The organism is Nocardia sp. NPDC057353 (assembly GCF_042667085.1).
GTDB lineage: Bacteria > Actinomycetota > Actinomycetes > Mycobacteriales > Mycobacteriaceae > Nocardia.
This window is the reverse complement of record NZ_JBHVAK010000030.1, coordinates 1-22,214: the sequence shown is the minus strand read 5'-3', so window position 1 is coordinate 22,214 and position 22,214 is coordinate 1. Positions and strand designations below refer to the sequence as shown.

At 73.0% G+C, this 22,214-nt stretch carries 26 protein-coding genes; 18 read left to right on the top strand and 8 right to left on the bottom strand.

Features of this window, described 5'->3' with window-relative positions; all coding sequences use genetic code 11:
* Positions 1-10: 10 nt before the first annotated feature.
* Positions 11-1,168 (bottom strand): acyl-CoA dehydrogenase family protein, encoded by a 1,158-nt coding sequence (locus tag ACFUUZ_RS17440; RefSeq protein WP_378697281.1) that lies wholly within the window; start codon positions 1,166-1,168, stop codon positions 11-13.
* A 197-nt stretch (positions 1,169-1,365) separates the two neighbouring features.
* On the opposite strand from ACFUUZ_RS17440, the gene ACFUUZ_RS17435 reads away from it, so the two are divergent.
* From ACFUUZ_RS17435 to ACFUUZ_RS17420, 4 genes are all read left to right on the top strand, one after another.
* Positions 1,366-2,256 carry an alpha/beta hydrolase gene (locus tag ACFUUZ_RS17435; RefSeq protein WP_378697279.1) on the top strand — a complete coding sequence of 297 codons (891 nt, stop codon included), beginning with the start codon at positions 1,366-1,368 and terminating at the stop codon, positions 2,254-2,256.
* Between the two features lie 27 nt (positions 2,257-2,283).
* A complete protein-coding gene (locus tag ACFUUZ_RS17430) occupies positions 2,284-3,384 on the top strand; it encodes an LLM class flavin-dependent oxidoreductase (protein WP_378697277.1) in 1,101 nt (366 codons plus the stop codon).
* The gene (locus ACFUUZ_RS17425; protein ID WP_378697275.1) at positions 3,384-3,863 is read left to right on the top strand and encodes a flavin reductase family protein; all 480 of its coding nucleotides are present in this window, start codon (positions 3,384-3,386) and stop codon (positions 3,861-3,863) included. The genes ACFUUZ_RS17430 and ACFUUZ_RS17425 overlap by 1 nt, the downstream gene beginning before the upstream one ends.
* Before the next feature lie 132 nt (positions 3,864-3,995).
* A complete protein-coding gene (locus ACFUUZ_RS17420; RefSeq protein WP_378697273.1) occupies positions 3,996-4,247 on the top strand; it encodes a hypothetical protein in 252 nt (83 codons plus the stop codon).
* 24 nt (positions 4,248-4,271) lie between these two features.
* Here ACFUUZ_RS17420 and ACFUUZ_RS17415 read toward each other — a convergent pair whose 3' ends face one another.
* From ACFUUZ_RS17415 to ACFUUZ_RS17395, 5 genes are all read right to left on the bottom strand, one after another.
* Positions 4,272-5,099: a mycofactocin-coupled SDR family oxidoreductase gene (locus tag ACFUUZ_RS17415; protein ID WP_378697271.1), complete on the bottom strand. Its 828-nt coding sequence runs from the start codon at positions 5,097-5,099 to the stop codon at positions 4,272-4,274.
* A complete protein-coding gene (locus tag ACFUUZ_RS17410; RefSeq protein ID WP_378697269.1) occupies positions 5,087-5,881 on the bottom strand; it encodes an SDR family NAD(P)-dependent oxidoreductase in 795 nt (264 codons plus the stop codon). Before ACFUUZ_RS17410 ends, ACFUUZ_RS17415 begins: the two co-directional genes overlap by 13 nt.
* On the bottom strand, positions 5,878-6,279 hold the full coding sequence (locus tag ACFUUZ_RS17405; RefSeq protein ID WP_378697267.1) for a MaoC/PaaZ C-terminal domain-containing protein: 402 nt from the start codon (positions 6,277-6,279) through the stop codon (positions 5,878-5,880). The genes ACFUUZ_RS17410 and ACFUUZ_RS17405 overlap by 4 nt, the downstream gene beginning before the upstream one ends.
* Positions 6,276-6,731 (bottom strand): MaoC family dehydratase N-terminal domain-containing protein, encoded by a 456-nt coding sequence (locus tag ACFUUZ_RS17400; RefSeq protein ID WP_378697265.1) that lies wholly within the window; start codon positions 6,729-6,731, stop codon positions 6,276-6,278. The genes ACFUUZ_RS17405 and ACFUUZ_RS17400 overlap by 4 nt, the downstream gene beginning before the upstream one ends.
* 71 nt (positions 6,732-6,802) lie before the next feature.
* Entirely contained in the window at positions 6,803-7,990 is a 1,188-nt protein-coding gene (locus ACFUUZ_RS17395; protein ID WP_378697263.1) for a lipid-transfer protein, read from the bottom strand.
* Between the two features lie 144 nt (positions 7,991-8,134).
* Here ACFUUZ_RS17395 and ACFUUZ_RS17390 point away from each other — a divergent pair, with 144 nt between their 5' ends.
* Genes ACFUUZ_RS17390 through ACFUUZ_RS17335 form a run of 12 tightly spaced genes read left to right on the top strand, consistent with a single transcriptional unit; the run spans position 8,135 to position 19,745 of the window.
* Positions 8,135-8,962: an SDR family NAD(P)-dependent oxidoreductase gene (locus ACFUUZ_RS17390; RefSeq protein WP_378697261.1), complete on the top strand. Its 828-nt coding sequence runs from the start codon at positions 8,135-8,137 to the stop codon at positions 8,960-8,962.
* On the top strand, positions 8,959-9,810 hold the full coding sequence (locus ACFUUZ_RS17385) for an enoyl-CoA hydratase-related protein (RefSeq protein ID WP_378697259.1): 852 nt from the start codon (positions 8,959-8,961) through the stop codon (positions 9,808-9,810). Before ACFUUZ_RS17390 ends, ACFUUZ_RS17385 begins: the two co-directional genes overlap by 4 nt.
* Positions 9,811-9,835: 25 nt before the next feature.
* Positions 9,836-10,813, top strand: a complete 978-nt coding sequence (locus ACFUUZ_RS17380) for a hypothetical protein (protein ID WP_378697257.1) — start codon at positions 9,836-9,838, stop codon at positions 10,811-10,813.
* Positions 10,814-10,818: 5 nt separating this feature from the next.
* On the top strand, positions 10,819-12,027 hold the full coding sequence (locus ACFUUZ_RS17375) for an acetyl-CoA C-acetyltransferase (protein ID WP_378697357.1): 1,209 nt from the start codon (positions 10,819-10,821) through the stop codon (positions 12,025-12,027).
* 4 nt (positions 12,028-12,031) lie between these two features.
* Complete coding sequence (locus ACFUUZ_RS17370; protein WP_378697255.1) at positions 12,032-14,134, top strand: 3-hydroxyacyl-CoA dehydrogenase NAD-binding domain-containing protein; 2,103 nt, start codon at positions 12,032-12,034, stop codon at positions 14,132-14,134.
* Positions 14,127-15,269, top strand: a complete 1,143-nt coding sequence (locus ACFUUZ_RS17365; RefSeq protein ID WP_378697253.1) for an acyl-CoA dehydrogenase family protein — start codon at positions 14,127-14,129, stop codon at positions 15,267-15,269. The genes ACFUUZ_RS17370 and ACFUUZ_RS17365 overlap by 8 nt, the downstream gene beginning before the upstream one ends.
* Positions 15,266-16,057: an SDR family NAD(P)-dependent oxidoreductase gene (locus ACFUUZ_RS17360; protein WP_378697251.1), complete on the top strand. Its 792-nt coding sequence runs from the start codon at positions 15,266-15,268 to the stop codon at positions 16,055-16,057. The genes ACFUUZ_RS17365 and ACFUUZ_RS17360 overlap by 4 nt, the downstream gene beginning before the upstream one ends.
* Positions 16,057-17,067, top strand: coding sequence for a phosphotransferase family protein (locus ACFUUZ_RS17355; protein ID WP_378697249.1), 1,011 nt, complete (start codon positions 16,057-16,059; stop codon positions 17,065-17,067). Before ACFUUZ_RS17360 ends, ACFUUZ_RS17355 begins: the two co-directional genes overlap by 1 nt.
* A gap of 1 nt (position 17,068) precedes the next feature.
* Positions 17,069-17,488 carry a hypothetical protein gene (locus ACFUUZ_RS17350; RefSeq protein ID WP_378697247.1) on the top strand — a complete coding sequence of 140 codons (420 nt, stop codon included), beginning with the start codon at positions 17,069-17,071 and terminating at the stop codon, positions 17,486-17,488.
* Positions 17,485-18,345, top strand: a complete 861-nt coding sequence (locus ACFUUZ_RS17345) for an alpha/beta hydrolase fold domain-containing protein (protein ID WP_378697245.1) — start codon at positions 17,485-17,487, stop codon at positions 18,343-18,345. Before ACFUUZ_RS17350 ends, ACFUUZ_RS17345 begins: the two co-directional genes overlap by 4 nt.
* A complete protein-coding gene (locus ACFUUZ_RS17340; protein ID WP_378697243.1) occupies positions 18,342-19,115 on the top strand; it encodes an enoyl-CoA hydratase-related protein in 774 nt (257 codons plus the stop codon). Before ACFUUZ_RS17345 ends, ACFUUZ_RS17340 begins: the two co-directional genes overlap by 4 nt.
* Positions 19,116-19,127: 12 nt before the next feature.
* Positions 19,128-19,745, top strand: a complete 618-nt coding sequence (locus ACFUUZ_RS17335) for a 3,4-dihydroxy-2-butanone-4-phosphate synthase (RefSeq protein ID WP_378697241.1) — start codon at positions 19,128-19,130, stop codon at positions 19,743-19,745.
* A gap of 21 nt (positions 19,746-19,766) precedes the next feature.
* Here the strand turns inward: ACFUUZ_RS17335 and ACFUUZ_RS17330 are convergent, their stop codons facing one another.
* Entirely contained in the window at positions 19,767-19,958 is a 192-nt protein-coding gene (locus ACFUUZ_RS17330) for a hypothetical protein (protein ID WP_378697239.1), read from the bottom strand.
* Between the two features lie 215 nt (positions 19,959-20,173).
* Positions 20,174-20,737 carry a hypothetical protein gene (locus tag ACFUUZ_RS17325; protein ID WP_378697237.1) on the bottom strand — a complete coding sequence of 188 codons (564 nt, stop codon included), beginning with the start codon at positions 20,735-20,737 and terminating at the stop codon, positions 20,174-20,176.
* A gap of 94 nt (positions 20,738-20,831) precedes the next feature.
* On the opposite strand from ACFUUZ_RS17325, the gene ACFUUZ_RS17320 reads away from it, so the two are divergent.
* Positions 20,832-21,656, top strand: a complete 825-nt coding sequence (locus ACFUUZ_RS17320) for a DUF1206 domain-containing protein (protein WP_378697235.1) — start codon at positions 20,832-20,834, stop codon at positions 21,654-21,656.
* Positions 21,657-21,706: 50 nt separating this feature from the next.
* On the top strand, positions 21,707-22,214 hold a 508-nt coding region (locus ACFUUZ_RS17315), incomplete at its 3' end, for a hypothetical protein (RefSeq protein WP_378697233.1).

Here is a 22,214-nt window from a genome sequence, read left to right as displayed (position 1 = left end):
CTGTCCCGGCTCACAGCCCGAGGCCGCGGCCGACGATCTCTTTCATGATTTCGGTGGTCCCGCCGTAGATCCGGGTGACCCTGGCGTCCGCGTAGGCGCGCGCCACCGGCTCCTCGGCCATGTAGCCGTAGCCGCCGTGCAGCTGGACGCAGCGGTCGGCGGCCCGGCCCTGCAGCTCGGTGCACCACCACTTGGCCTTCGCCGCGTCGACGGCGGTGAGCGTGCCCGCGTTGTGCGCGCGCACGCAGGCATCGACGAAGCACTGGGCCAGGTCGTGCTCGGTCGCCAGCTCGGCGAGCGCGAATCGGGTGGCCTGGAAGGAGCCGATCGGGGTGCCGAAGGCGGTGCGGTCGCGCACGTACCGCACGGTCAGCTCCAGCACCGCGCGGGTGCATGCGGTGGCGTGCACGGCGATGGCGAGCCGCTCCTGCGGCAGGTTGCGCTGCAGCAGCTCGAACCCCGCGCCCTCGGCGCCGAGCCGGTTGGTCTCGGGGACGAAGACGTCGTCGAAGACCAGCTCGGCGGTGTCCTGGGCGTGCTGGCCGAGCTTGTCCAGGTTGCGGCCGCGCTCGAAGCCGGGCATGTCGCGCTCCAGCATCAGCAGCGAGAGGCCGTCGTGGCGACCCGGCCCGGTGCGCACCACGGTGACCACGAGGTCGGCGTTGATCCCATTGGAGATGAACGTCTTCCGGCCGTTCACCCGGTAGCCGGGGACACCGTCGACGGTGTCGCTGACCGCGGTGGTGGCGATCCCGGCCAGGTCCGAACCGGTGCCCGGCTCGGTCATGGCCACGGCGGCGATCAGCTGCCCGGTGGCGGCGCCGGGCAGCCAGCGGCGCTTCTGCGCGTCGTCGGTGAGCGTCTCCAGGTAGGGGAGCACCAGGTCGTTGTGCGCGCCGAGCCCGGTGCCGGAGCCGCCGAGGTGCGCGGCCGCGATCTCCTCGGCGAGCACCACGTTGAAGCGGAAATCGGCGGCGCCGCCACCGCCGTACTCCGCGGGCGTCTGCATGCCGGTGAAGCCGAGTTTCCCGGCGCGGGCGAACATCTCGCGCGGCACGATGCCCGCCGCCTCCCACTCGGCGAGATGCGGCACGAACTCGGCCGCGAGGAAGGCGCGGAAGGAGGCGCGGAAGGCCTCGTGTTCGGCCTCGAACAGGTCACGTCGCATGGTTGTCCCGGAATCGGTGGATTGCGCCCGTCGCGCAGGATCGAGTTAACGCTAACTATGGACAATAGAGAAGTCAACGAGGCGTTCGACTGGGCAAAACTCGCGAAAGCTCTTCAAATGTTAATCTCGACTATGTTACCGTCGTCACACGGCAGGGCGCGGGGGTGCCGTTACCGAGAGAGCTGGAGGAAAGTCCCATGGCGCGTACCGAGTCGCTGGCCCGGGTGGAGAAGATGTATGTCGACGGGTTCCCCGACGCGACCGATGCCTCGATCGAAGAGCTGCGAGCGAGCTACGACGCGCTGCTGCTGCAGTTTCCGGTGCCGGCGAGCGCGACGGTCACCGAGGGCGAGCTGGCCGGGGTGCCGACGGTCACCGTGACCGCCGCCGGTGCGGCGACCGACCGGGTGCTGGTCTGGTTCCACGGCGGCGGCTACGTGCTCGGCAGCGCGAAGGCGTTCGCCGAGATGGCGCACGGGCTCTCCCGCGCCGCCGGGGTCACGGTGATCCTGCCGGACTACCGGCGCGCACCCGAGCACAAGTACCCGGCCGCCGTCGACGACGCGGTGCTGATCGCGACCGCCGTCCTGGAGCAGTACGACGCGGTGGCGTTCGGCGGCGACTCGGCGGGCGGCGGGCTGGCCGTGGCCACCATGGTCGCGCTGCGCGAGCGCGGCGCCGCGCTGCCCGCCGCGGCCGTGCTCATCTCCCCGCTGCTCGACTTCTCCCGCAGCGGCGACAGCATCCGGACCAACGCCGCCACCGACATCGCGGTCTCCGATGCCTCGATCACCGACCTCGGCGCCGCCTACCTGCAGGGCCAGGACGAGCGCACCCCGCTCGCCTCCCCGCTCTTCGCCGAGCATCACGACCTGCCGCCGATCCTGGCGCTGGTCGGCTCGGTCGAGGTGCTGCTCGACGACTCGCGCAGGCTCACCGAGCAGGTGCGCGCGGTGGGCGGCAGCGCCGAGCTCTCCGTCTACGACGACATGTGCCACGTCTGGACGCTCTTCGCCTCGGTCCTGCCCGAGGGGCAGCAGGCGCTCGACGAGGCGGGCGCCTTCGTCAAGAAGCACATCCAGGCCTGAAATCCGTTCTCTGAAGGAGTCACCCCCATGAAGGTCACCTACCAGATGTTCTTCACCGGCAAGTCGCCGGAGCAGAGCGATGCCGAGTTCTACCGCCGCGAGATGGCGCTCGCCGAGCTGGCCGAGCCGCTCGGGTTCGAGGGGATCTGGTGCGTCGAGCACCACTTCGACGGCGCGTACTCGATGTGCCCGGACAACTTCGCCGTGCTGTCCTACCTGGCGGCCAGGACCGAGCGGATCACGCTCACCACCGGCGGGGCGATCCTGCCCTGGAACGACCCGCTGCGGGTCGCGGAGAAGGTCGCGCTGCTGGACAACCTCTCCGGCGGCCGGGTCCAGCTCGGCGTCGGCCGCGGGCTGTCCAAGATCGAGTACGACACCTTCGGCATCGACATGGGCGAGGCGCGCGGCCGCATGGAGGAGAGCCTGGACATGATCCTGGCCGCCCTGCGGACCGGCACCATGGAGCACCGCGGCGAGTTCTACACCCAGAACGCGGCGCCGATCCGACCCGGGCCGGTCAAGGCCATCGCCAACCGCGACGTGGTGAGCATCGCCATGTCGCCGGAGTCGCGGGCCACCGCCGCCCAGCGCGGCACCGCCATCGCCTCCTTCGCGCAGTTCCCGGTCGAGGTGCACGCCGCCGACTTCGCCGCCTACCGCGAGGAGTACCGCAAGCACCACGACGACGAGCCGCCGCGCGTGGTGCTCTCCGACTCGGTGTACTGCTCGGAGGACCCGGCCGAGTGCGAGGCCACCTCCAAGCAGGCCATCTACACCCACTTCGCGCTGACCACCGCGCACTACGGGCTGGACAGGTCGGGGCACTTCGACAACATCAGCGGGTACCAGAACTACGCCGCCATGGCCGACGGCATCGTCGCCGCGGGCAAGGAGGCCGCGGCCGAGGGGTACTGGGCGGCGCAGCTCAGCGGCACCCCCGAGCAGCTGGTGCAGCGGATCGCCGAGCGGTACGAGGCGTTCGGGGACTACGACCAGAACTGCGGATTCTCCTGCGGCGGGTTGGATCACGGCAAGGCCGAGGCCAGCATGCGGCTCTTCGCCGAGAAGGTCATCCCGGAGCTGTCGAAGCTCGGCATCCCGGTGCGCACCCCGGCCGCGGTCTGATGTCTCCCGACCTGGCCGCCGCGTTCAAGGACGCCATGGCGGCGGTGTGCACGCCGGTCGCGGTGGTGACGGCGCTGGACGGTGCGCGCCCGCACGGGACCACCGTCAGCGCCTTCGCCTCGCTCTCCGCGAGCCCGCCGTCGCTGCTGGTCAGCCTGGATCGCGGGTCGGATCTGCTGGCGTTGATCACGGTCAGCGGGGAGTTCGGGGTGAACATCCTCGGGCACGGGCAGTCGGAGTTGGCGGCGCGGTTCGCCCGGAAGGGGCAGGACAAGTTCGCCGGGGTCGAGTGGTCAGGGGCGGACGGGGTGCCGCGGCTGGCAGGCGTGCCCGGCTGGTTCGCCTGCCGGGTGGCGCAGTCGGTGCCCGCCGCGGACCACGTGCTGCTGGTGGGGGAGGTGCACGCGCTGGCCACCGCCCCCGCGGCGCCGCTGACCTACCACGGGCGGGTCTTCGGCACGCACCACGTGCCCGCGTGAGGGAGCGGGAATGGCCGGTCGCCACGGCGACCGGCCATTCCCCTTGTTCTGGGCGGCACAGGAATTCGCGGCATGGCAGTCGTTCGGATCCGCACTAGCGTCCCCCCGGAACTCCGTGGAAAGGACTCATCAGTGCGAACCCTCGCGTATGCCGCAGCCACCGTCGCTCTGGCGGTCGGGATGTCGGCCACCACCGCCGCCGCCGCTGCCACCGCGGCACCGGCGGATCCGGCGGTGGCCATCCAGTGGGAGACGATTCCGTCGGGCTCCGCCGTCCAGGACCTGGCCCTGCTCAATACCCTCGTCGGGGCGCTGGTGTGTTTCCTCGGCGGCGGAGTCCCCGGCTCCGCGGGCGGGGGTCCGCTCCTGTGCTCCGGGGCCTGAGGGCGGACGCGCGCCACGGCAGGGTCAGAGCCTGCCGCCCGCATCCACGATGTGCTGGGTGCCGGTGACGTAGCGGCCGGACTCGCCGACCAGGTAGAGGACGGCGTTGGTGATGTCCTCGGACTCCAGCGCGGCGACCGGCAGCTTGTTCAGGGTGCGGGCCGCTTCCTCGAAATCCGCCCGGGTGGGTGACTCCAGGTCCGGGCGGAACAGTCGGTACGTGGCGTCGTTGAGGATCATGTCGGTGGCGACCGTCGTCGGGTGCACGGTGTTCACCCGGATGCGCTGCGGCGCCAGCTCTTTGGCGAGCACCCGCATGAGCCCGACCAGCCCGCTCTTGGCGGCGCTGTAGTGCGCCATGTTCTCGTTGGTCGCCTGCGCGGCCAGCGAGCTCACCAGCACCACCGAGCCGCCGCGGCCGCCCGCGACGATGTGCGGCACCGCGGCCCGGACGGTGCGCCACTGGCCGGTGAGGTTGATGTCGATCATGGTAGTCCACATCTCGTCGGACATCTCGAGGGTGGGCGCCATGCTGGAGATGCCCGCGTTGGCGATCACGATGTCGAGCCTGCCGAACTCGGCGACACCGGCATCGGCGGCCTGCCGCAGCGCGGCGAGATCGCGGATGTCGGCCCGAGTGGCCAGGATTCGGCGACCCGTGGCCTCGACCAGCCGGACGGTCTCGGCGAGGTCGTCCGGGGTGGCGGTGGGGTAGACGACGGTGTCGATCGGTGCGCACACGTCGACGGCGATGATGTCGACGCCGCGCTCGGCGAGGCGGAGCGCGTGGTTGCGGCCCTGGCCGCGGGCGGCCCCGGTGATCAGCGCGACCTGTCCGGTCAGCGTGTCCATGTCGGTTCCTTTCCGGCCGCGGGCGCGGTGGCGCGCCGGATGTGGCCGTGGACGTCGGGGTAGCGCAGCAGGTGCGCGCCGCCGTTGAGGTCGAGGGTCTCGCCGGTGAGCCAGCCCGCCCGGCGCAGGTAGAGCGCCGCGTCGGCGATCTCCTCCGGGGTGCCCGCGCGGCCGAGCGGGGTGTTGGCCAGGTAGTCGGCCTCGACGCCGGGCAGCTCCAGCGAGGCCGCGGTGAGCGGGGTCCGCACCAGGCCGGGGGCGATGGCGTTCACCCGGATGCCGCGCGGCGCCAGCTCCAGCGCGGCCACCTCGACCAGCATGCCGAGCCCGGCCTTGGCCGAGCAGTAGGCGCCCATGCCGATGGCGGGCTGCCTGGCATTGAGCGAGGAGAGCACGGCGATGGAGCCGCCAGCGGCGAGCCTCGGCGCCGCGTGCTTGATCGTGAGGAAGGCGCCGGTCAGGCAGACGTCGAGCACTCGGCGCCACTTGTCCGCGGGCAGCTCGGTGAGCAGCCCGAGGACGCTGACTCCCGCGGTGTTCACCACGAAATCCACCGGCCCGGGGACGGATTCGAAGAGCGCGGCCACCGAGTCCTCGTCGGTGACGTCGAGCGCGGCGGGCTCCGCGCCGAGCTCCGCCGCGAGTGTCCGCGCCGCGGCGACGTCGCGGTCGGCGACGGTCACCGGTGCGCCCGCCGCGGCCAGCGCGCGCACGATGGCCGCGCCGATCCCGGACGCGCCGCCGATCACGACGGCGCGCCCGGCGGGCTCGCGCCCGGTCACGTGTCTGCCTCCGGAACGGCGAGCAGCGCGTGGCCGCGCAGGGTGACGGTGCCGTCGGCGAGCGTCGCGGTGAGCGCGTACCTGGCCAGCCGCGCACCGTCGGGGCCGGTCTCGACCCCGTCCGGCTCGGCGGTGATCACCGGCGCGGCCAGCACCGGGGTGATGGCGGTGAACCGGGTGGCCAGCTCGACGAGCCTGCTCTGCGGGACGACGTCGGTGAGCGCCCGGCCCAGGTAGGCCATGGAGAGCATGCCGTGCGCGAAGACGTCGTCCATGCCGGAGGCGCGGGCGGAGTCGATATCGATGTGGATCGGGTTGTGGTCGCCGGAGGCGCCCGCGAAGAGCGCGAGCGTGGTCCGGGTGATCGTCCCGACCTTCAGGGGTGGCACGGTGGTCATGACGGGTTCCCCGCATTCCGGATGACGGTGACGCTCTCGAGTTCGGCGACCGGGTTCCCGTCCCGGGTCACCTCGGTGCGCCGGACCAGGAAGTCGAGCGCCCCGCCCGCCTTCGAGTAGGCGGAGACGTAGCGGCTCTGGAAGCGCAGCACGTCGCCCGCGTGCACGGCGGCGTGGTAGCGGAAGGTCTGCTCGCCGTGCAGCACCCGGCCCAGCTCGACGCCGTGCCTGGCGAGGTCACCGAAGACGTCGGAGTTCTCCAGCTCCAGGCCGAACAGGAAGGTGGGCGGGGCGAGCACGTCGGGGTGCCCGGCCGCGCGGGCGGCGGCGCGGTCCCGGTAGATCGGGTCGGTCTCGCCGATGGCGACGGCGAACTGGCGCAGCCTGCCGTGCTCGACGGTCAGCTCCAGCGGCTCGGGGACGACGTCCAGGATCGCCTTGTCGAGGCTCATGCCGTACCGACCTGGCCTGAGCGAGGGCCCTCCGTGGCTACGCTCCGCTCCCGCCTCCGGGCCTGACTCGCTCATGCCGTGACCTTCTCGTAGAGCGAGACGACGCATGCCCCGCCGAGTCCGAGGTTGTGCTGCAGCGCGATCCGCGCACCCTCGACCTGCCGGTCGCCCGCGCTGCCGCGCAGCTGCCAGACCAGCTCGGCGCATTGCGCGAGCCCGGTCGCGCCGAGCGGGTGGCCCTTGGAGAGCAGCCCGCCGGAGGGGTTGGTCACCACCCGGCCGCCGTAGGTGTTGTCGCCGTCGAGCACGAACTTCTCCGCGGTGCCCTCGGGGGTGAGACCGAGCGCCTCGTAGGTGATGAGCTCGTTGGTGCTGAAGCAGTCGTGCAGCTCGACCACCGGGATGTCGAGCGGGTCGACCCCGGCCTCGGCGTAGACCTGGGCGGCGGCGCGCCTGGTCATGTCGTAGCCGACCACGGTCATCATGTCGGTGCCGTCGAAGGTGCCCGCACCGTCGGTGGTCATCGCCTGGGCCCGCAGCCGGATGCTCGCGTCCAGCCCGCGGGTTTGCGCGAAGCGCTCGCTGCACACCAATGCCGCGGCCGCGCCATTGGTGGGCGGGCAGCACATGAGCCGGGTGAGCGGCCCCCAGATCCGCGGCGCGGACATCACCTCGTCCAGTTCGATCGGGGTGCGGAAGACCGCGAGCGGGTTGCGCGCGGCGTGCGAGCGCGCCTTCACCGAGACCCGGCCGAACACCTCCGGGCCGACGTCGTAGCGCTCCATGTAGGTGACGCCGGCGCCGCCGAAGAGCTTGGCCGCCATGGGCGCCGGTGCGTCGCCGCCGGGGCGCGCCTCGGCGATCCGCTCGCCGCGCGCGGTCGGGCTCGGCCGGTCCTCGTAGGCGTTGACCAGCGCGCCCGGCCGCATCTGCTCGAAGCCGAGCGCCAGCACGCAGTCCGCGGCGCCGGAGGCGACCGCCTGGCGGGCCAGCCAGAGCGCGGAGGAGCCGGTGGAGCAGTTGTTGTTGACGTTGACGATCGGGATGCCGGTGAGCCCGATGTCGTAGAGGGCGTTCTGCCCGGACGTCGAGTCGCCGTAGACGTACCCGGCGTAGGCCTGCTGGACGTCGGCGTACCGCACGCCCGCGTCGGCCAGCGCGGCCGCCGCGGCGTCGGCCGCCATCCGCTCGTAGGTCTCGCTCTTCCCCGGTTTGGCGAACGGCACCATGCCGACGCCGCTGATGCACACGGTTTCCATCGACTCTCCCATCATTGGATCGAATTCGAAATTAACATTATGACGATCCAGCTGCAATGACATGCTGATTGACGGGTGGATGTACTGAAGTTAGTATTCACATTCGTGACTCGGGTCACGAACGGACCGGAAAGGGGTCGTCAGGTGAACGCACAGAGGCTGCAGGGCAGGGTCGCGCTGGTGTCGGGGTCGGGCCGCGGCATCGGCCGCGCGGTCGCCGAGAAGCTGGCCGCCGAGGGCGCGAAGGTCGTGGTGAACGACCTGGACCCGGAGCCCGCCAAGGAGGCGGTCGCGGCGATCGAGGCGGCGGGCGGAGCCGCGGTGGCCTGCGTCGGCAGCGTCACCGACCCGGAGTTCGCGGACCGCTTCGTCGCCACCGCGGTCGAGGAGTTCGGCGGGCTCGACATCATCGTCAACAACGCCGGCTACACCTGGGACAACGTCGTCCAGAAGATGACCGACCAGCAGTGGGACGACATCATCGACGTGCACCTGACCGCGCCCTTCCGGATCCTGCGCGCGGCGCAGCCGGTGATCGGCGCGACGGTCAAGCGCGAGCGCGCCGAAGGGGTCGCGGTGCCGTGCCGCAAGGTCGTCAACATCTCCTCGACCTCGGGGTTGCAGGGCAATGCCGGGCAGGCCAACTACTCCTCCGCCAAGGCCGGGCTGGTCGGGCTGACCAAGGCGATCGCGAAGGAGTGGGGCCGCTACAACGTCACCGTCAACGCGGTGGCCTACGGCGTGATCAACACCAGGCTCACCTCGGTGACCACCGAGGAGAAGACCATCAGGGTCGCCGACCGGGACATCAGGGTCGGCGTGAACCCGGCGGTCATGGAGGCCGCGACCAAGCAGATCGCGCTGGGCCGAGCGGGCTCCGCCGAGGAGGCCGCGGGGGCGGTGTACCTGCTGTGCAGCCCGGAGTCGAGCTACATCACCGGCGAAACCCTGGTCTGCGGGGGCGGGCTGTGACGGTCACCGCCGACCGCGAGTACGAGGAGGTCCGGCTCGAGGTCGCCGACGGGGTCGCGGTGCTGACCCTGGACGCCCCGGCCCGGCGCAATGCCATGCGGGTGCAGATGCTGGTCGACGTCCGGCACGCGCTGGACCGCGCCGACCGCGACCCGGCGGTGCGCGCGGTGATCCTCACCGGCGCGGGCCCCGCCTTCTCGGTCGGCGCCGAGCTCGACGGCCCGGACACCCTGGTCCGCGCGCTGAACGCCGACGTGGACGGCCACACCCCGACCGGCTACCGCGAGCCCGCGGGCCGGATCACCGAGCGCATGTTCGCCATGCAGAAACCGGTGATCGCCGCGGTGAACGGCGACGCGGTCGGCGGCGGCGCCTCGCTGATCGCCGCCGCCGACATCCGGATCGCGAGCGACGCCGCGCGCTTCGGCTTCGTCTTCACCCGGCGCGGCGTGGTGCCGGAGGGCGGGTCGTCCTGGTTCCTGCCGCGGCTGGTCGGCATCGGCCGGGCCACCGACTGGATCCTCTCCGGGCGGGTCTTCGACGCCGCCGAGGGGTACGCGGCCGGGTACCTGACCCGGATCGTGCCCGCCGCCGAGGTGCTCACCGCCGCGCACGAGTACGCGGCGCAGTTCGCCCGCGACACCTCGCCCACCTCGGTGGCGCTGGCCAAGCGGCTGCTCGCCGCGAGCTGGTCCACGCCGCTGCCCGGCCTCGCCGCCGCCGAGGAATCGCGCACCTACGCGTCCCGGGTGGACTCGCCGGACGCCCGCGAGGGCATCCTCTCCTTCCTGGAGCGCAGGCGCGCCGTCTTCCCGCCGCTCGACCCGAGCCCCGCCCAGCGGTTCTGACCGCACTCCCGAGAAGAAGGGCCCCATGAGCTTCACCAACTGCCAGTACGGCGCGGACGCCGAGCGGACCCACGAGTTCGCGGGCATCCCGAACTACAACGAGAGCGTCTACGTCAACTTCCTCGACCCGGTCTCCCAGCTCGGCGGGTTGCTCCGGATCGGCAACCGGCCCACGCTCGGCTACTCCGAGGCCTCGGTGCAGCTGACCCTGCCCGGCGGCGCCATCGCCTTCCGGGCCGGTCGGGAGCCGAGCGAGAGCAATGACGGCTTCGCGAGCGCCGGGTTGGAGATCGTGGTCAAGGAGCCGACCCGCACGGTGCAGCTGAGCTACCGGAACACCGTCGCCCGCATCGCGATTCCGGCGCTGCTTGCCGACCGCGGCAGACAGGCGCTGAAGAACGCGCCGTCGGAGGAGTGCGAGATCGCGCTGACCTTCACCGCCGCCACCCCGCTCTTCGTCACCACCGACGACGACGGCGACTGCACGCCGGGGTCGTCCACCATCGCCAGCGACCACTACGAGCAGTTCGGGCACGTCAGCGGCACGATCCGAGTGGGCACCCGCACCTGGACGCTGGAGCAGGCCACCGCCTTCCGCGACCACTCCTGGGGCCCGCGCGAATGGGCCTCCTACACCGGCGAGTGGCTCGCGGCCTGGCTGGCCGACGGCACCGCCGTCACCGCCTACGGCGAGTTCGAGCCCTCCGGGGTGCGCGCCTCCGGCGGGGTCGTGGTCACCCCGGACGGCAGTTTCCACACCATCACCGACTACACCGTGCACACCGACTACGCGGGCGAGCCCACCTACGCGGGCCGCCACGTCGCGCTGGTGCGGGCCGAGGGGCTGCCGCTGCTGGTCCTGGACGGTTCGATCCGGCACTTCGTCCCGGTCACCCAGCGCACCGAGGACCGCGCGCTGCGCATGGGGCAGATGACCGTCGACTTCGCGGGCGGGCTCGGCGGCTGGGGCATCGCCGAGTTCCTGCGCCCGATCCGGGGGTGAGCGCCGTGCCGCACGACGTCTTCGTCTACGACGCCTTCCGCACCCCGCGCGGCCGGGGCCGGGGCGGCGCACTGCACGGGGTCAAGCCGATAACCCTGGTGACCGGGTTGCTCGCCGCGCTGCGCGAGCGCAACCCCGGCCTGGACCCGGCCCGCGTCGACGACCTGGTGCTGGGCTGCGTGAGCCCGCTGCGCGACCAGGGCGCCGACATCGCCCGGATCGCCGCCATCGCGGCCGGGCTGCCGGACACCGTGGCGGGCATGCAGCTGAACCGGTTCTGCGCCTCCGGGCTGGAGGCGGTGAACACCGCCGCGCAGAAGATCGCCTCGGGCTGGGAATCGCTGGTGCTGGCCGGCGGGGTGGAGAGCATGAGCCGGGTGCCGATGGGCTCCGACGGCGGCGCCTGGGCCAACGACCCGGAGACCGCGCTGGCCACCGGCTTCGTGCCGCAGGGCATCGGCGCCGACCTGATCGCCACCCTGGAGAACTTCACCCGCACCGACGTCGACGCCTACGCCGCGGAGTCGCAGCGCAGGGCAGCGGCCGCCTGGGACAACGGCTGGTTCGCGAAATCCGTCGTGCCGGTGCGGGACCGCAACGGCGTGCAGCTCCTGGCGCGGGACGAGCACCCGCGCGCGGGCACGACCGTCGAGACGCTGGCCGCGCTGAAACCGGCATTCGCCGCCGCGGGGCGGGACGGCTTCGACGCCGTCGCGCTGCAGAAGTACCACTGGGTGGAGCGGATCGAGCACGTGCACACCGGCGGCAACTCCTCCGGCATCGTGGACGGCGCCGCGCTCGTCGTGCTCGGGAACGAGCGCGTCGGCGCCGAGCTCGGGTTGACGCCGCGCGCCCGGATCGTGGCGGGCGCGGTGAGCGGCTCGGACCCGACCATCATGCTGACCGGCCCGGCCCCGGCCACCCGCAAGGCGCTGGCCACCGCCGGGCTCACCGTCGACGACATCGACCTGTTCGAGATCAACGAGGCCTTCTCCGCGGTCGCGCTGCGCTTCCTGCGCGACCTCGACCTGCCGCACGAGAAGGTGAACGTCAACGGCGGCGCCATCGCGCTCGGCCACCCGCTCGGCGCCACCGGCGCCATGCTCGTCGGCACCGTGCTCGACGAACTCGAGCGCCGCGAGCTGCGCCGCGGGCTGGTGACGCTCTGCGTCGGCGGCGGCATGGGCATCGCGACCATCGTGGAGCGGGTGTGACGCCATGACCGAACTTCCGAGGGAAACCACCGTGCACGCACCGCTGACCGTCCGGCACGACGAATCCGGCGTCGCCGTCATCACTTTCGACGACCCCGACCGGGGCGCCAACACCGTGACCGCCGCGTGGGCGGACGCGCTGGAGGCCGAGCTCGGCCTGCTCCCGGCGGGCTGCACCGGCATCGTGCTCACCTCCGCCAAGCGCAGCTTCTTCGCCGGCGGCGACCTGCACGACCTGCACGCCGCGGGCCCGGCCGACGCCGAGCGGCTCACCGCCTTCGCCGACCGGGTGAAGGCGCTGCTGCGCGCGCTGGAGACCGCGGGCGTGCCGGTCGTGGCCGCGCTGGCGGGCAGCGCGCTCGGCGGCGGGCTGGAGATCGCGCTCGCCGCGCACCACCGGATCGCGGTGGACGACCCCGCGCTGCGGGTCGGGCTGCCCGAGGTCACGCTCGGGCTGCTGCCCGGCGGCGGTGGCGTCGTGCGCACCGTCCGGCTGCTCGGCCTGGACACCGCGCTGCACCGGGTCCTGCTGCCCGGCACGGCGTTCCCGGCCGCGGCGGCGCGCGAGCTCGGGCTGCTGGACGAGCTCGTGCCCGACGCCGCCGCGCTGCTCCCGGCGGCGCTGGCCTGGATCCGGGGCAACCGGGACGCCGCCCAGCCGTGGGACCGCGCCCCGGCGGTGCGCGCGGCCGAGCTCCCTGCCTACACCGCCCGGCTGCGCGCCGCCCAGCGCGGCGCCCCCGGCCCGGCCGCGCGGAACATCCTCAGCGCGGCGGTGGAGAGCACCCAGGTCGACTTCGCGACCGCCTCCGCCGTCGAGACCCGCTACTTCGTGGAGCTGGCCACCGGGCAGATCGCCACCAACATCATCCAGGGCACCTTCCTGGACCGGCGCACGGTGCGCTCCGGCGCGAGCCGCCCCGCCGACCTCCCGCCGCACCGGGCGCGGTTCGCGGCGGTGCTCGGCGCGGGCATGATGGGCGCGGGCATCGCGCTGGCCTGCGCGCTCGTGGGCATCCGGGTGGCGCTGAAGGACGTCGACGCGGCCACGGCCGAGCGCGGCAGGGAGCACGCCCGCACGGTGCTCGGCGAGCAGGTCGCGGCGGGCAGGCGCACGCGGGCGAGCGCGGACGCCGTGCTCGCGCGCATCACCCCGACCACCGAGGTCGCCGACCTGGCAGGCGCCGACCTGGTGATCGAGGCGGTCTTCGAGGACCCCGAGCTCAAGCACCGGGTCTTCGGCGATGTGCTCGACGTGGTGGCGCCGGACGCGCTGCTGGCCTCCAACACCTCGACGCTGCCGATCACCGGCCTGGCCGGCGGGGTCACCCGGCCGGAGGACTTCATCGGGCTGCACTTCTTCTCCCCGGTGGAGCGAATGGAGCTGATCGAGATCGTGGTGGGGGAGAAGACCTCCGACGCCACCCTGGCCGCCGCCTTCGACATCGCCCGGCAGCTCGGCAAGACGCCGATCGTGGTGAACGACGGCCGCGGCTTCTTCACCAGCCGGGTCATCCTGCAGCGGCTGATCGAGGCCGCCGCCATGATCGGCGAGGGCGTCTCGCCACACTCCGTCGAGCAGGCCTCGCTGCAGGCCGGGTACCCGCTCGGCACACTGGCGCTGCTGGACGAGGTGACGCTCTCGCTGCCGCTCACCATCCGCGGGCAGTTCCGCGCGGCCGGGTCGCTGCCCGAGCACCCCGGCGACGCGGTGCTCACCACGCTCACCGAGCTGGGGCGGCGGGGTCGGGTCGCGGGCGCCGGGTTCTACGACTACACCGAGGGCCGCAGGCAGCGGGTGTGGCCGGGGCTGGCCGAGCACTTCCCGGTCGCCGCCGAACCCGCTGATCTCGGGGAACTGCGCGACCGGCTGCTCTTCGCCGAGGCGCTGGAGACCGCGCGCTGCTGGGAGAGCGGGGTGCTTCGCTCGGCCGCCGACGCCAATGTCGGCTCGCTGCTCGGCATCGGCTACCCGGCCTGGACCGGCGGCGCCGCCCAGTTCGTCACCGGCTACCCGGGCGGGCCGCCCGCCTTCGCGGCCAGGGCCCGGGAGCTGGCGCAGCGCTACGGGTCCCGCTTCGAGCCGCCGGAGTCGATCGATGCGTAGGGACCTCTACACCGCCGAGCACGAGGCGTTCCGCGCCGCCTTCCGCGCCTTCCTGGACAGGGAGGCGGTGCCGCAGGTCGAGGCGTGGGAGTCGGCGGGCACGGTGGACCGGGAGTTCATCCGCGCCGCCGCCGAGAACGGCTTCCTCGGCTTCGAATTCGATCCCGAGCACGGTGGACTCGGCATCGAAGACTTCCGCTACAACGCGGTGATGGCGGAGGAGGTGGTGGCCTCCGGCGCGGCGGGCGACACCTTCTCCATGCAGAACGACATCATCGTGCCGTACCTGCGCGACCTCACCACCCCGGAGCAGCGCGACCGCTGGCTGCCGCGCTTCACCGCGGGCGAGTGCGTGACCGCGCTGGCGCTCACCGAGCCGGGAGCGGGCTCCGACCTGGCGGGCATCCGGACCACCGCGCGCCGGGACGGCGACCACCTCGTGCTCGACGGCGCCAAGACCTTCATCACCTCCGGCGCCAGCTGCGATCTGGCGCTGGTGCTGGTGCGCACCGGCGAACGCGACGGGCGCGGAACGTCGTTCGTCGCCGTCGAGGCGGGCACGCCCGGCTTCGAGCGCGGCAGGCCGCTGCACAAGATCGGCCGCCGGGCGCAGGACACCGCGGAGCTGACCTTCACCGGCTGCCGGGTGCCGATCGGCAATATCGTCGGCGAACCCGGACGCGGGCTCGGCTCGGCCATCGGGAACCTGCCGCGCGAACGGCTCTCCATCGCCGTCGCCGCGGCCGCCTCCGCCGCGCACGCCCTCGGGCTCGCGGTCGAGCACGTCCGCGCCCGGGTGGCCTTCGGCGCGCCGCTGGCCGAGCTGCAGTCGGTGCGCATGACCATCGCCGAGCTGCACACCGAGCTCGAGCTGGTCCGGCACTACGTCGACCGCTGCGTGCGCGCGCTGGACGCGGGCGAGCTCACCGCCTCCGACGCCGCGGGCGCGAAGTACCGCGCGACCGAGCTGCAGTGGGACGTGGTCGACCGCTGCCTGCAGCTCTTCGGCGGCTACGGCTACATGGAGGAGTACCCGATCGCCCGGATCTGGCGGGACGCCCGCATCCAGCGCATCTACGGAGGGTCGAACGAAGTGATGAAGGATCTCGTGGGCCGGGCGGTGGTGCGCGCATGAGCGGGGCGCTGGACGGGCGGATCGCGCTGGTCACCGGCGGGTCGCGCGGAGTCGGGCGGGCGGTCGCGCTGCGGCTGGCCCGCGCGGGCGCCGCGGTCGCGGTGAACTACCGCCGCGATGCCGACGCCGCGGCCGAGGTGGTCGCGCTCATCAGGGAGTCGGGCGGTCGCGCCGAAAGCTACCGGGCCGCCATCGGCGACGACGACGCGGTCGCCGAGATGGTCGCGGCGATCACCCGCGACCTCGGCCCGGTCGACCTCGTGGTCAGCAATGCCGGGTCGGCGAGCAGGGGCGCCACCGTCGAGCACACCCCGCAGGCCGATTTCGCCGCGCTCATGCGGGTGCACGCCTTCGGTCCGATCGGCCTGATCCGGGCTCTGCTGCCCGGAATGCGCGCGGCCGCGGCGAATTCGGTGGGCCGCGGCGACATCGTCATGATCTCCAGCAACTCGACCACGACCACCCCGGCGGGCGCAGCGCCCTACACCATGGCCAAGGCCGCCATGGAGAGCTGCGTGCGCACCCTCGCCCGCGAGGAACGCCCGCACCGCATCCACGCCAATATCGTGGCGCCGGGGCTCGTCGCCACCGAGATGGGCAGGCGCCTGGTCTCCGCCGCGCGCGGCGCCGAACTCGACGACATCGCCGCCACCTCACCGTTCGGCCGCGTCTGCACCCCCGAGGACGTCGCGGGCACCGTCGCCTTCCTGGTCTCCGGCGACGCGGGGTACCTCACCGGGCAGCGGCTCACCGTCGACGGCGGCGGCCCCGACACGGAGCTCTTCTGATGGACACCTTCCTGGACGACCTGACCGCCACCCTGGACACCGCCCTCGGTGCCGCGGGCACGCTCCGGCTCACCGAGGTGGACCGGCGCGGCGAGGGCAACTCGTGGGAGACCTACCTGGTCGGCGCGAAGTGGTCCGGTGGCGAGGCGGACTACGCGGTCAAGCGCAGGCCGAACAGCGGCATCGTCACCGACTACGACGTCGAGCGGGAAGTGGCGCTGCTGGCCGCCGCCGGCTCGCTCGGCCTGCCGGTGCCCGCGGTGCTCACCCACGATCCGCAACTCGCCCGCGGCTTCTTCGTCATGGAGAAGGTCACCGGCGCGATCCCACTGCCCGGCACCGTGACCCGGCTCGTGCCCCCCGAACGCCGGGAACCGCTCGGCAGGCAGATCGCCCGCGCCATGGCCCGGCTGCACGCCGCCGACCCGGCCGCGCTCGGCCTCGACCGCCTCGGCCCGGTCCCCGCCGCCGACCGCACCGGCGCGCTGGAGAACGCGGAGTGGGCGAGCCACTACCGCGAGGTCGCCGATGTCCGGATCCCGGTGCTGGACCTGGCGCTGGCCTGGCTCGAACACCGGGCCGACCGGGTGTCCGGGCGGGTAGCGCTGGTACACAACGATTTCCGGATCGGCAACCTCGTCGTGCGCGACGACGGGCTCGCCGCCGTCCTGGACTGGGAGACGGCGCACTTCTCCGACCCGGCCGCCGATATCGCCTGGTTCGCCCAGCGCACCAGCCGCGGCCGCTCCCCGCTGCTGTGCAAGATCATCGCGCTCGAACCGTTCCTGGAGGAGTACGAGGCGGCGGCGGGTTGGCGGCCGTCGACCGAGACGCTCACCTGGTGGGCGGTGCAGTCGCTGACCAAGACCGCCATCGGCTGCCTGCAGGCGGTGCGCGTCTACAACCGCGGCGACCGCGACGACCTGCGCTACGCCGCCATGGCGAACAGCGTGTACTACAGCCTCGGCTGGCTCGGGCAGATGCTGCGCGACGGCGAATGGGGGAGTTGAGATGACCGGATACAGCAGCGATCCCACACAGCTGCTCGGCACGATCGTGGCGACGTTGACGCACCGGGTGCTGCCCGAGGTGCCGGACGGGCAGGCGCGGCTGGAGCTCGGCGCCGTGCTCGAACAACTCGGCAACCTGGTCGGGCGGGTCGGGTGGGACGGCGCCCGGCTCGGGGCGGTGTGCGCGCGGACCGAGGAGCTGGCCCGCGAACTGGGGCTGCCCGGCGCGGTTCCCGAGCCCACCGTCGCGGCGCTGCGCGCGCGGCGCGCGCAGATCGCCGAAGCGCTCGCAGGCACCTACAGCGGGGGCGCACCCGGCCCCGCCGCCGCGGCCGTCGCCGCCTTCACCGCCGAGGACGTCGCGGACCAGATCACCGGTGCCCTGCGCGGCGCCTTCGCCCCGGAGGAGACCGCCCGATGACCCCCACCACGCTGACGGCCGCCGAGGCCGCATGGGCCTCGGTCTTCGGCGACGGCCGCCTGCCCCTCGACCGGCTCCGGCGCAACCTCGACGCCATGATGACCGCGGCCCCGCTGCCGCCGGGGACCCCGGTCGCCGAGGAGTCCGTCGCGGGTGTGCCGTGCCTGCGGGTGGGCACCGGCAGCAGGACCCTGGTGTGGTTCCACGGCGGCGGCTACGTCATGGGCAGCCCGCACGGCTACCGCGGCGCCGCCGCCGCGCTCTCAGCCGCGCTCGACGCCGAGGTGCTGCTCCCCGACTATCGCCTGGCCCCGGAGCATCCCTTTCCGGCGGCCTTCGACGACGCCGCCGCCGTGCTCGGCGCGCTCGACCCGGACACCCTGCTCGCCGGGGGTGATTCGGCGGGCGGCGGCTTGGTGCTCACCGCGCTCACCGCCGCCAGGGACCGCGGGGCCGCGCTCCCGAAGGCGGTGCTCACCGTCTCACCCCTCGCCGACTTCACCGCCGCAGGCGACAGCTACACCACCAACGCGGCCACCGACCCGGTCATCACCGCCCGGGCACTGCGCGGCATCGCCGCGAGCTACCTGCGCGGCCACGACCCGCGCGACCCCCGCGTCTCCCCGGTCTTCGCCCGCTTCCACGACCTGCCCCCGATCCTCTTCCTGGCCGGCGAGCGCGAGGCACTGCGCGACGACGCCGTGCGCATGCACGCCGCCGCCCGCGCGGCCGGGAACGGGGGAGCGCTCTCGATCCACCCCGACACCTGCCACGCCTGGACGCTCTTCACCGAACTGCCCCGGGCGCGGAAGGCGCTGGCCGAGATGGCCGACTTCGTGAACGGAGCACTGCCGTGACCATCCGGGTGACCGACCAGGACGCCGTGCGGCGGATCGCGCTCGACCGCCCCGAGCGGCTCAACGCCGTCGACGCCAAGACCCTGATCCTGCTGCGCGAAGCCGTCGACGCCGCCGCCGCGGACCCGACGGTGCGGGTGATCGTGCTGGCGGGCGAGGGCCGCGCCTTCTGCTCCGGTGGCGACCTCGGCGCCGACGACCCCTTCGACCTCGACGCCACCGCCCGCACCCTGGACGCCGCCACCGGCCTGATCACCGCCGTGCACACCGCTTCGCGCCCGGTCGTCGCCGAACTGCGCGGCCCCGCGATCGGCGTCGGCGTCTCGCTCGCGCTCGCCGCCGACATCGCCGTCGCGCGCGCCGACAGCTACCTGCGCGCCCCCTTCGGCACGGTCGGCCTCATGCCGGACGGCGGCGCCACCGCCCTGGTCGCCGCGGCGGCGGGGCGCGCCGTCGCCATGCGGCTGTTCGCGCTGGGGGCGAAGATCAGCGCGCACGAGGCCGCGCGGCACGGGTTGATCGCCGCCGCCTTCGCCGTCGACACCTTCGACGCCGAGTCCGCCGCCATCGTCGCCGCCCTGCGGGACGGCTCGCTCGACGCGTTCGCGCGGACCAAGCGGGCCGTCAACGCCGCCGCGCTGCCGCACCTGGAGGCTGCCTTCGTCCGCGAACGGGAGGGTCAGCTCGCCCTGGCCGCGGGCCCCGACTTCCGGGAAGCCATCACCGCCTTCGCCGCCAAACGACCCCCGGTCTTCCACCGCCCCGCCTGAACAGGAACCGCCATGTCCGCGATCACCGCCGCCCGCCCCGCCACCGCCCACGCCGACCTGGGCACCGGGCGCCCTGCCACCGCCCACGTCGAGTTCGCCGCGGGCCGCCCCGTCGTGCTCCTCGACCCGCCCACCGGCGAAGGCCACCTGGTACTCGCCGCCGAGCACGCCACCACCGCGGCCATCGCCTTCCTCGTCCGCCACACCTCCGGCTTCGTCGAGGTGGCGCTCGGCGCCGCCGACTGCGCCCGGCTGCACCTCCCGCCGATGTGGAGCCTGCCCGGCGCGCCCGGCGGCGCCCGCGACCACACCATCACCCTCGACGCCGTCGACGGCGTCAGCACCGGCATCTCCGCCGCCGACCGGGCCCGCACCATCCGCGCCATGGCCGACCCCGGCACGAAGCCCGCCGACTTCACCCGCCCCGGCCACGTCGCCCCGGTACGCGCCACCGGCACCGGCGCGGTCGCCGACCTCGTCCTGGAGCTGGCGGCCGCGGCCGGGACCCGACCCCTCGCCGCCTTCGCCGCCCTCGTCGCGCCCCGGCATTCCGCCCGAATGGCGGATGTCGGCGAGTGCCACGCCTTCGCCGCGCAGCACGGCCTCGCCGTGGTCGCGCCGCGGGGGTGATCGCCGAAGCGGACCGTCCTGTCAGCGGTAGGCGGCTTGCTGGTCCTCGTACCCCATGGCCGTGATCTCGTAGATCACCGTCACCGACACCACGAAGGCGGTCAGCTGCGCGAGCCCCACCGTGCCGATGGCCGCCGCGTACCCCGGGAAACCGAACCCGGCCAGGGCCGGCGCGACAACGATGACGGTGGCGGCGAACTGGCGCCGGATCACCCGCAGGTGCACCGCCGCGAAGTGGCCGCGGCGCCGGTCGGCGATCGCGCTCCACCGATAGCGCGGAGTTGCACGAACGGGATGCCGTGGGGAGCTTGATCCTGGTGGAGCGCTCCGCCACCATCGCACACCGGAACGACATCCCATACTCGGATCGCGCGATGCGATCGAACAACGGATTCGCTCCCGCTGAGGCAAAGGCGGGCGGTCGGAACTCAGACGGTGTTCAGGCGCTTCGTGCGGCTGCTGCGCGAGGGGTTCGCGATGGCGAGGTAGGCGCGCAGGAAACCGCGGATCTCGCGCTTGTTGCGGGCGTTCATCTCGAGCAGCAGCTCCGGCGTCTCGCGGCCGAACGCCTTCGCGAGGCGGCGATCGTGCCCGTAGGCGACGCCGCGCAGCCAGAGTGCCTGGGCGAGGAAGAAACTGACCGGGAACAGCACCACGAGGACCGGGACGAACAGCCACTTCGGGTCGGCCAGGACGAAGGTCGCCGCGCCTGCGGCGACGGTGAGCACGGCTGCCGTCGCGAGCGGCTTCCATTTGCCGCTCCGGTACTCCTCCGCGACCGCCATCGCGCTCGCCAGCCCGGCCTCCTGCTCGGCAGGCGGGAGTTCGCTGTAGCCGGGGCCCACCACGAGCACCGTCTGCTCGGGCTGGGGCAGTGCCCGGACGCCCTCGGCGACCCACGCAGGGACCTCCCCCTCCTCGACGCGCGGGGGCTCGATTCCCATTCGGGTCGCCAGTTCGCGGGTCCGGGCGTCGATGTCATCCAATTTCACCGCCACATCATCCACGGGGCGCTATCGGCACCACAACCGGACGGCGGATGAGAACGTCGAGCGGTGTGTGTCCCGCGCGGTTACGGTTCTGAAGATGAGGAAGTCGAGTCAGGTCCATCACGAGGTGGCCCGGAGCGCGCCGTTCCAGCTGGCGGCGCGGGTGGGGCTGGTGGCATACGGGGTGGTCCACCTGCTCGTGGCCTGGGTCTGCGTGCAGCTCGCGCTCGGCGACTTCGACGGCGACGGAGTCGGGAAGGCGGACAAGACCGGGGCGCTGCAGAGCCTGGCGGAGAACCCCGAAGGGGAGCTGGTGCTCTGGCTCATCGTCGTCGGGCTCGGGTTCTCCGTGCTGTGGCAGCTGCTCGAGGCCGGTACCGGCGCGCGGCGCAGCCGGAAGGAGAAGTTGCTCCGGGCGATGAACTTCGGCGAGGCGGTCCTCTTCGGCTACCTCGCCTACAGCGCGGCCAAGCTCGCCAAGGGGTCGCCTGCCTCGTCGACCGACCAGGCGCAGCTCGCGTTCATCGACGGGCTGCTCGACAGGGAGTGGGGCAAGGCCGTGGTGATCGCGATCGGGCTCGCCATCATCGTCGCCGGGCTGTTCATCGCCCACCACGGCTGGTCGAAGCGGTTTCGCGAGGAGCAGGACCTCCGCTCGCTGAACCGGTCGACCGAGCGGGTGGTGGTCCGGCTCGGGCAGGTCGGGTACGTGGCGCTCGGCGCGGTGTACGCGGGCGGCGGGGTGCTGGTCATCGTGGCCGCCGTGCAGAGCCAACCGCAGAAGGCGACCGGGCTGGACGTGGCGCTCAAGACCCTGGCGGCGCAGCCGTACGGCACCGTGCTGCTGCTCGTCGTCGCGCTCGGGCTGGCCGCGTTCGCGGTCTTCACGTTCCTCGACGCCCGATTCCGCAAGGTCCACTAGCGATCTCGCGCCTGCGTAATGAACCTCGGGCGCGCCCCGATCATCGAAATATGACGATCGCACGAGGAATGATCTCGACAGCAGCCGCCGGACTCCTGGGAGCCGCGATGGTCCTGGTGGCTCCCGGCGTCGCGAGCGCCGCCGAGCCCTGCCAGCTCGGCTGGTCGAATGTCGGCCCCCGCAGCTGCGTGACCACCGAACTGCGGACGGCTCCGGCGTGGACGCTGGGCAACGGGATCTGCGTCGGCATGCTCACCGCCGCCGGGGTCGCCTACGACGGGCCGCTGGCCGAGTACCACGTCTTCCCGGGGACTGCGCACTCCATCGAGCTGCGGATCACGCAGGGGTTCTCCCCGCTGGGCAACTACGCGCCGACGGTGCTGGCCTGTGATGTCACCGCCATCGTCGACTGGCGCAATCTCGACACCGGCCGCAGTGGTTCGGTGAGCCAGTTCGTTCCGGCGGGGAACACCGGGTCGCGGCCGTTCTTCGTGCACGTGGACTCGGGTCAGGGGCGGGTTGCGCTGACCCTGCGGACCGATCGGCCCGGCATCCCGG